At 78.8% G+C, this 8,383-nt stretch carries 3 protein-coding genes; 2 read left to right on the plus strand and 1 reads right to left on the minus strand.

Features of this window, described 5'->3' with window-relative positions; all coding sequences use genetic code 11:
• Positions 1 to 4,306: FHA domain-containing protein (locus tag ACSNOD_RS24920; RefSeq protein ID WP_436769284.1), on the minus strand; the 4,306-nt coding region annotated here is incomplete at its 3' end.
• Between the two features lie 678 nt (positions 4,307 to 4,984).
• Here ACSNOD_RS24920 and ACSNOD_RS24925 point away from each other — a divergent pair.
• The gene (locus ACSNOD_RS24925; RefSeq protein WP_436769282.1) at positions 4,985 to 6,901 is read left to right on the plus strand and encodes a serine/threonine-protein kinase; all 1,917 of its coding nucleotides are present in this window, start codon (positions 4,985 to 4,987) and stop codon (positions 6,899 to 6,901) included.
• Positions 6,902 to 7,085: 184 nt separating this feature from the next.
• Positions 7,086 to 8,383, plus strand: a 1,298-nt coding sequence (locus ACSNOD_RS24930; RefSeq protein WP_436769283.1) for a serine/threonine-protein kinase, incomplete at its 3' end; no start/stop codon positions are given.

Below are 8,383 nucleotides of genomic sequence, written 5' to 3' on the forward strand. Positions count from 1 at the left end.
CCGCGCCGGGCCTGGCGCCGTCCAGCCGCCGGGTCAGCTCCCGCAGCCGCGCGGTGGCCTGGTCCCGGTCGTACGCCAGCAGCAGCCGGCAGTCCTGTCCGCGCGCGGGCCGCACGTGCGGCAGCCAGCCCAGCCAGGCCCACTCCGCCAGCCGCGCCTCCGGCTCGCGGGTGGCGTCCGCGCTGATGAGGACCAGTTCCAGCACGTCGGGGGAGTGCAGCGCGGCCAACTGCGCCAGGACGGACCGGGCCAGCCCGCTCAGCCGCTCCCGGGGGCCGGCCAGGCCCAGCGAGCGGACCTCGCGCAGATCCACGGTCACGGGGGCGGGCGGCGCGCCCGCGCGGTCGGCCGTGCCGAGCCGCAGGACGAGTGCGTCGGGGTGCGCGAGGCCGCGCTCCCACAGCCGGGGGCCGGGGCCGAGCGCGGTGAGCAGCACGTCGGCCGGGTCCGGCCAGCGGTCCTGGGCGGTGTCCTCCGCGCCGTGGGCGTCCGTCGCGTGCTGGGCGTCGCCCGTGTTCGCCGCCCGCCGCTCCCGCGCGGTGGCGCCGGGGGCGGCGGCCCTGCCGGCCCGCTCCCGCTCCTGCTCGGCGCGCCCTCCGGCGAGCCGCCGGGCCCACGCTCCTATGCCCCTGCCGAGACGGGCCCGCGCGGGCTCCTGGCTCTCCCGGGCGTCCTGGGCCTCCCGGGGCTCTCCGGGCTCCTGCGGCGGCACGACGGTGCCCCTCGCGGGCGTACGGGCCCGCGTGCCGCCTCCGGCGGACGCGGGGTCGTGGGGCCGCCCGGCGCCCTGACGCTGCTCCGCGCCGCCCCCGGCCACGGGCGCGGTACGGCTCTCGGCGGTCTGCCCGTGGGCGCCGCTGCCTGCCGCCTGCGGCGGGTGCGTGTGACCGTACGGCGCATTGGTTGCCGTACGGGCGCCGTCGGGGCGGCCCGTTGCCTGTGCCTGGGCCGCTGCGCGGGGCGTGCCCGTGTGCGTCTCGGGGGTGGCGGTCGCCTCGGGTGCGTCGGGTGCGCCCTGGCCGGGCGCGGTGCCCTGTCCGTGTGCCGCCTGCGGCGGGGGCGTGTAGCTGTACGGCGCGTTGGTTGCCGTACGGGCGTCGGCGGCGGCGCCTGTCGCGTCGGCCTGCCGGGGGACGGCCGGGTGCGCAGCCTGCGGATGTGTACGGCTGTAGGGCGCGCTGGCTGCCGTACGGGTGTCGGCGGGGGCGCCGGCCGCGGTGCGGGGCGCGGGTCCCTGGCCCTGCGGGTCGGCGGATGCCGCCTGCGGCGGATGCGTCTGACCGTACGGCGCGTTGGGCGCCGTACGAGCGTTGGCGGGGTCGGAAGCGCGCCCGCCGGCGTGGGTTGCGTGTCCCTGGGCAGCCGCTGCGCGGGGCGTGCCCATGTGCGCCTCGGCGGCCGTCTCGGGGCCGTGGGGCGCGCCGGTTGCCGTACGGGCGCCGTCGGGGCGGCCCTGCCCGTGGGCGTGGGTTCCCTGCGCCTGGGCCGCTGCGCGGGGCGTGCCGCGGTCGGGACCGGCGGCCGTGGTGAGCGGCCCTCCGTCGGTCCCCGCGCGGTGGGCGCCGGCTGCGCCCGTGGGGTGCCCCTCGGAGCCGGCGGCCGTCCCTGGGGTGTGGGGCGCGCCCTGACTCTGGGTGCCGCTGTGTGCCGCCTGCGGCGGATGCGTGTGGCCGTACGGCGCGCCGGTTGCCGTACGGGCGTCGGCGGGGGCGGACGCGTGCCCGCCGGCATGGGTTGCCTGTCCCTGGGGCGCCGCTGTGCGGGGCGTGCCCGCGGTCGCCTCGGGTGCGCTCTGGCCGGGCGCGGTGCCCTGCCCGTGGGCACCGCTGTGTGCCCCCTGCGGCGGATGCGTCTGACCGTACGGCGCGCCGGTTGCCGTACGGGCGTCGGCGGCGCCGGCCGTTGCGTGTCCCTCGGAGCCGGTGGCCGTCTCGGGGGCGTAGGGCGTGCCCGGGTGCGGCGGGGTGCCCTGGCCCTGGGGACCGCCGTGTGCCGCCTGCGGCGGGGGCGTGTGTCCGTACGGCGTGCCGGGCGCCGTACGGACGTCGGTGGGGCCGGGAGCGCGCTCACCGGCATGGGCCGCGTGTCCCTGGGGCGCCGCAGTGCGGGGCGCGCCCTGGTTCGGTGCGGTGGCCTGGTCCTGGTGGTCGACGGATGCCGCCCGCGGCGGGGCCGTGTGTCCGTACGGCGTGCCGGGCGCCGTACGGGTGTCGCCGGGGGCGCCGGCCGTGGTGCCGGGCGCGCCTTCTGCCCCTGCGGGACGGGCGCCGTGTCCTGTCGCTGGGTGCCCCTCGGCGGCCGCCGCCGTCCCGGGGGCGGAGGACGCGCCCTGGCGTGGCGCGGCGCCCTGGGCTTGGGGGCCACGGATGCCGGCGGGGGAGGAAGCCTGCCCGTGGGGGCCGTCGGAGCCCCCCTGCGCCCCGGCCGCTGCCGTGCGTGGCATGCCGCGGTCGGGGCCGACGGCCGTGGTGTGCGGCCCGCTCTCCGTGCCCGAAGGGCTGCTGCTGGGCGCGCCCCCCGGATGCCCTGCGGGACCGCCCGATCGCGCCTGCCGCGAGTGCGTCCGGCCGGACTGCGTGCCGGGGCGCGGCTCGTCCTCGGGCCCCGCGCCGTGCGTGTCTGCCGCGGCCGCTCCCGCACCGGCGGAGGCGCCCGTTCCGTAGGAGGGCGCGGCAACCGTCGCCGAAACGCCACGCCTGTGCGTTCCCTGCGCGGGGAACGTCCGGCCGTGCGGCCCCTCCTCGGCGCCCGTGGCGGGCCCGGCCGGGGAAGCCGCCGTTGCCGCCCCGTGGGGCGCGTCCACCGGGCCGCCGGTGGCCCCCTGCGGGGCGGCGGGCCCGGGTGCGCCGGCAGTCGGGCGCTCCTGCGTGACGGCGTCGGCGGCCGTACTGGTCGAGGCGGCGGAGAACGGCGACGACGTACACGACGCGTCGGACAGCGGGCAGCCGTCCGACGCCCCGGCGTCCCCGTACGGCGCCGGGTCGCCCCCGGGGGCCCCACCGCCGATCGTCGTGGGCCGGACATCGGCCCCTTCGAGGCCGGGGCCGGGGCCGGGGCCGGCGAGCGTGCCCGTGTGGGGCGCGGTGGCGGCCGCCAGCGGGTGCCGCCGGGTGGGGCCGCCGACGGGCGTGAACCGCGGGCCCTGCCCGTGCCCCGCCGCCGACCCGCCGTCCGCAGACCGACCCTGTGGTCCCGACGTCCCAGACGCGCCCGGAGCGTCCGACGCGCCCGACACCTGCCCGTACAGGCCCGCCGCCGTGCCCATGCCGGAGCGCGTGCCCTCGGGCAACGCCGTGCCGACGATGCTCGCCCGGCGCTCCGCGCCCGTGCTCGGGGCCGGGCCGCCCCCGGGGCGCTGCCCCGGCAGGGCGACACCTTGAGCCCCGTGGCCGCCGACCTCCGCACCGCCGGAAACCGAACCCGTGCTCGAACCCGCGCCCGCGCTCGTATGCGCACTCGCGGTCGTAGCGGCCCCGCGGCCGGGCCCGGGAGAGCCCGCCGCACCCGCCGCCGTACTGCTGCCATCTCCTGGCACCGTGTCAGAACCCAGCGACCCGCCGCCCCCTGGCGCCGCGTCACCGCCCCCGAGAGGCACCCGCAGATGCCCCTCGCCGTCCGGCACGGCCGGCAGCGCCGCCGGGACCGGGATCGGCAGCCGGGCCGGCCCCGCGTCGGGGTCCTCGGGCGCGGCGGCCACCGGCCGCACCCGCAGCGCCGACTCGCCGACGCGCAGCAGCGCGCCGGGCCGCAGCGGCACGGGCCGAGGGCCCACGGGATCGCCGTCGAGCGTGGTGCCGTTGGTGGAGCCGAGGTCGGCGACGGCGACCCGCCCGTCGTCCGAGACGGTCACCGCGCAGTGCAGCCGGGACACATCGGGGTCGTCCAGCGGCACGTCCGCGTCGGCCGAACGGCCCACCCTCACCTGGCCGCTGCGCAGCAGGTGGACGCCGCCGGCGTCCGGGCCGGCGACGACATGGAGCTGGGCGGTCGCGTCCCAGGCCGGCTCCTGGGGCACGCCGGGGTGGCGGCCGGGGTCGGCCGGGGCGTGCAGGGCGAGCACCGCGCCGTCCACCAGGGGTGGTTCACCGAGCACGCAGCGCCGGGAGTCGAGCCGCTCGGCGCCGGCGTAGAGCACGACGGTGCCGGTGACCGGGCCTGAGTCGGCCCCGGACGCGGCGGCGACGGCCGTCGCGAGGCCGTTCGCCACGGCGGCGAGAGCCGTGCCCACGGGAGCGGTGACGAGCACGTCGCAGGCGCGCGTGGACTGGCCGCTGCGCGGCCCGAGGACGGTCAGCCGGATCTGCATCGCCGTCAACGGTCCCTTCCTGCCCGGAACGCGCGACAAGGGGTCCCGCCCCCCACCGTGCACGGGCGCGTCGGCACGTACAGGTCACCACGTCACGCCGAGCCCCCGCGCCCCGCCGCTTCCGTGCTGGGTGCATCCTCGCACTTGCCACTGACATCGCGCCCGGCGACCGGCCTGTAATGATCTTGATCGATCGGCTCCGACCGGAAAAGGGCCTGCTCGGGCCCGGGTGGAACACCATCTGTCGTCCATTCGGGGACGCGAGCGCGCGCATTCGACCGCGCCGGCGGCCCGCCGCGCACACCGGCGTGCCGCGCCCGGCAACCTTCCGCCCCCGGTCCGCGTCTTCCTGGCGTGCGTGCCCCCGGGTGACCGGGGTGACCCCGGCGGGGCGGCGCCGTTCGCCAGGGCCGACGCGGCCCGCCCGCCATTACAGTGGGGCGGACGGGCCCGGCGCCGAGGCGTCACCCGAACGGACGCGACAGCGGGAACGGACGCGACGGCCAGTGGCGGACGTACACCCGTACGGAACACCCGTACGGAACCCCGTATGGAACACCCGTACGGAGCGGCGGCCGCGAAGGGACGCCGCACCGGCACGGACGTGGCGCCCGTCACGGACGCCGCGGCAGAACCATCCGCAGGGCCAGCAAGGACCACGACCAGGGAGCGCATGACGTGCGGCCGGTAGGAAGCAAGTACCTGCTCGAGGAGCCGCTCGGACGCGGAGCCACCGGGACCGTCTGGCGTGCCCGCCAGCGCGAGGCGGCGGGCGCGGAGGCCGCCGTGGCCGGCCGGCCCGGCGAAATGGTCGCGATCAAGGTGCTCAAGGAGGAGCTGGCGAACGACGCGGACGTCGTGATGCGCTTCCTGCGCGAGCGGTCCGTGCTGCTGCGGCTCACCCACCCCAACATCGTGCGCACCCGCGATCTGGTGGTCGAGGGCGATCTGCTGGCGCTGGTGATGGACCTGGTCGACGGCCCCGACCTGCACCGCTACCTGCGGGACAACGGCCCCTTCTCCCCGGTGGCCGCCTCCCTGCTCACCGCGCAGATCGCCGACGCGCTCGCCGCCAGCCACGCCGACGGCGTGGTCCACCGCGACCTCAAGCCCGCCAATGTGCTGCTGGCCGGCACCGGCGAGGGCGAGCAGATGCATCCGATGCTCACCGACTTCGGCATCGCCCGGCTCGCCGACTCGCCCGGCCTCACCCGCACCCATGAGTTCGTGGGCACGCCGGCCTATGTCGCGCCCGAGTCCGCCGAGGGTCGCCCGCAGACCTCCGCCGTCGACATCTACGGCGCCGGCATCCTGCTCTACGAGCTGGTGACCGGCCGTCCCCCGTTCGCCGGGGCCACCGCGCTGGAGGTGCTCCACCGCCACCTGAGCGAGGAGCCGCGCCGCCCCACGACCGTGCCCGAGCCGCTGTGGACGGTCATGGAGCGCTGTCTGCGCAAGAACCCGGAGGAGCGGCCCAGCGCCGAGAACCTCGCCCGCGCGCTGCGCACCGTCGCCGCGGGCGTCGGGGTCCACGCGTCCTCCGCGCAGGTGGAGGCGGCCTTCGGGGTGGGCGCGCTGCTCGCGCCGGACCCGGCGCCCACCCAGGTGCCCGGCGCCGGCGGGGTGCCGGGCGCGGCCGACCCGACCCAGGTCCTGCCCACGAACGCGCCGTCCGCCTCCGGTTTCCCTTCCGGTTCGGGTTCCGGTTCCGCCTCCGGCCAGGGCCCGGGGGCCGGGGCGTACGACCCGAACGCGGCCACCAGCGTGCTGCCGTCGACGGGCGCGGGCCCCGGCGGCTCCGACGCCGACCCGACGCAGGTGATGCGGCACGGCGCCGGGCCGGGTGACGGGCCGGGCGCCGACCCCACCCGGGTGATGCCGCCCGTGCCGCCGATGCCCGGCGGCCCCCCGGGGGACCCGGGCGCCACCGGCCACGGGCCGGAGGACCCGCACCCGTGGCAGACCCAGCTGCGGGCCGCGCGCGACCGCAACGAGCAGACGCAGGTCCAGTACCTCGACCCGAGCGAGGACCCCCTGCGCCGCCGTCCGCAGCGCCGCCCGGCCCCCCAGCCGCCGCAGTACCAGCCGCAGCAGCCGCCCGCCCAGCAGCCGGCCCGGCCGCAGCGCCGTCCCCAGCAGCAGCCGCCCCAGCCGTACGGCCCCGGGGGCGACCGGAGCGGACACCGGGGCGGCGCCCCGGCCCCGTACGCGGCCGGCCCCGCGCCGTACGCCGACCCGCGGCAGCGCCCCGAGCCGCAGCACGCGCCGCGCCGCCGGCCCGAGCCGCAGCCCCAGCGGTCCGCGCCGCCGCGGCCGCCGGCGCCGGAGCCGCGCCCGCGCCGCGAGCCCCGGCAGCGCAGCGCCAACCCGATGCGCATCCCGGGCCTCGGCTGCCTCAAGGGCTGCCTGTTCACCACGGTCATCCTGGTGGTGGCGGCGTGGCTGATCTGGGAGCTCACCCCGCTCAAGGACTGGGTCGCGGACGGCCGGGACTTCTGGGACGCCGCCTGGAGCTGGGGCGTGGACGTCAAGAACTGGATCTCCGACCTCTTCAGCTCCTCCGGTGGCGGTTCCGGTTCGGGGACCGGCAGGTAACCGCTGGTTACCGCTGGTAATGCACGGCCTGTTTGGAGATTTGTCGACATCTGGCGGGCGATTTCCCCCACAGAAGTGACGGTTGGCGTCATCCGGGGCACCCAACACCCGGGTATCCGCGTAGCTTTGTCGCCAACGCCAGCCTCCGCGGCCTGCCCCGGAGGCACGACACGTCGGAGCAGTCTTGGCAGCACGGAAGATCGGTAGCCGGTACACGGCCCACCAGGTCCTGGGGCGGGGTTCCGCCGGCACGGTGTGGCTGGGCGAGGGGCCCGAGGGCCCCGTCGCCATCAAGCTGCTGCGCGAGGACCTGGCCTCCGACCAGGAGCTGGTGGGCCGGTTCGTCCAGGAGCGCACGGCGCTGCTCAGCCTCGACCACCCCAACGTCGTCGGCGTCCGCGACCTCGTCGTGGACGGCACCGACCTCGCCCTGGTCATGGACCTCGTGCGCGGCACCGACCTGCGCACCCGGCTCGACCGCGAGCGGCGGCTCGCCCCCGAGGCGGCCGTCGCCATCGTCGCCGACGTCGCCGACGGGCTCGCCGCCGCGCACTCGGCCGGCATCGTCCACCGCGACGTCAAGCCGGAGAACGTCCTGCTCGACATGGCCGGCCCGCTCGGCCCGGGCAACGCCCACCCGGCGCTGCTCACCGACTTCGGCATCGCCCGCCTCGTCGACTCCCCGCGCCGCACCCGCGTCACCCGCATCATCGGCACGCCCGACTATCTCGCCCCCGAGATCATCGAGGGGCTGCCGCCGCGCGCCTCCGTCGACATCTACGCCCTCGCGACCGTCCTCTACGAGCTGCTCGCCGGGTTCACCCCGTTCGGCGGCGGCCACCCCGGCGCGGTGCTGCGGCGCCATGTCACCGAGACCGTCGCGCCCCTGCCCGGCATCCCCGACGAGCTCTGGCAGCTCCTGGTGCAGTGCCTGGCCAAGTCGCCCGCCTCCCGGCTGCGCGCCGCGGAGCTCGCCGGGCGGCTGCGCGAACTGCTGCCGGGGCTCGCCGGCTGCCCGCCGCTGGACGTCGACGACCCCGAGGCGGAGGGCGCGGGTCCGGGCGCGGCCGGCCCGGGCGGCGAGTACGGCGCGCCCGAGGACTCCGACGCGTACGCCGCCGCCGGCGCCGCGGGGGGCGACCCGCGCGCGGGCGGCCTCCGGCGCGGTGCCGTGCCCCTGGTGCAGGGCTCGGCGCCCGACTCCAACCGCGACACCCACACCAGCATGCGGGTGCCCGGCCCCGACGAACTGGCCGGCGGCGCCCTCGGCACGGCGCGCGTCCCCCGGCCCGCCGGCGCGCCCCGCCCCGGCTCGGCGCGCCACCGCGCCGAGGCGACCCGCCGCCGGCGCCTCAAGCTCGGCGCGGTGGGCGTGGCCGCCGCGGTCCTGGCGGGAGTGGGCGGCTGGCTGGCCCTCTCCCACGACGCCGACGCCCGGACCCGCGCCCTCCGCCTCGGGGTCGTCGACGTCCAGCGGCGGGC

It is taken from the genome of Streptomyces sp. URMC 123, assembly GCF_051386515.1.
In the GTDB taxonomy this organism is placed as follows: domain Bacteria; phylum Actinomycetota; class Actinomycetes; order Streptomycetales; family Streptomycetaceae; genus Streptomyces.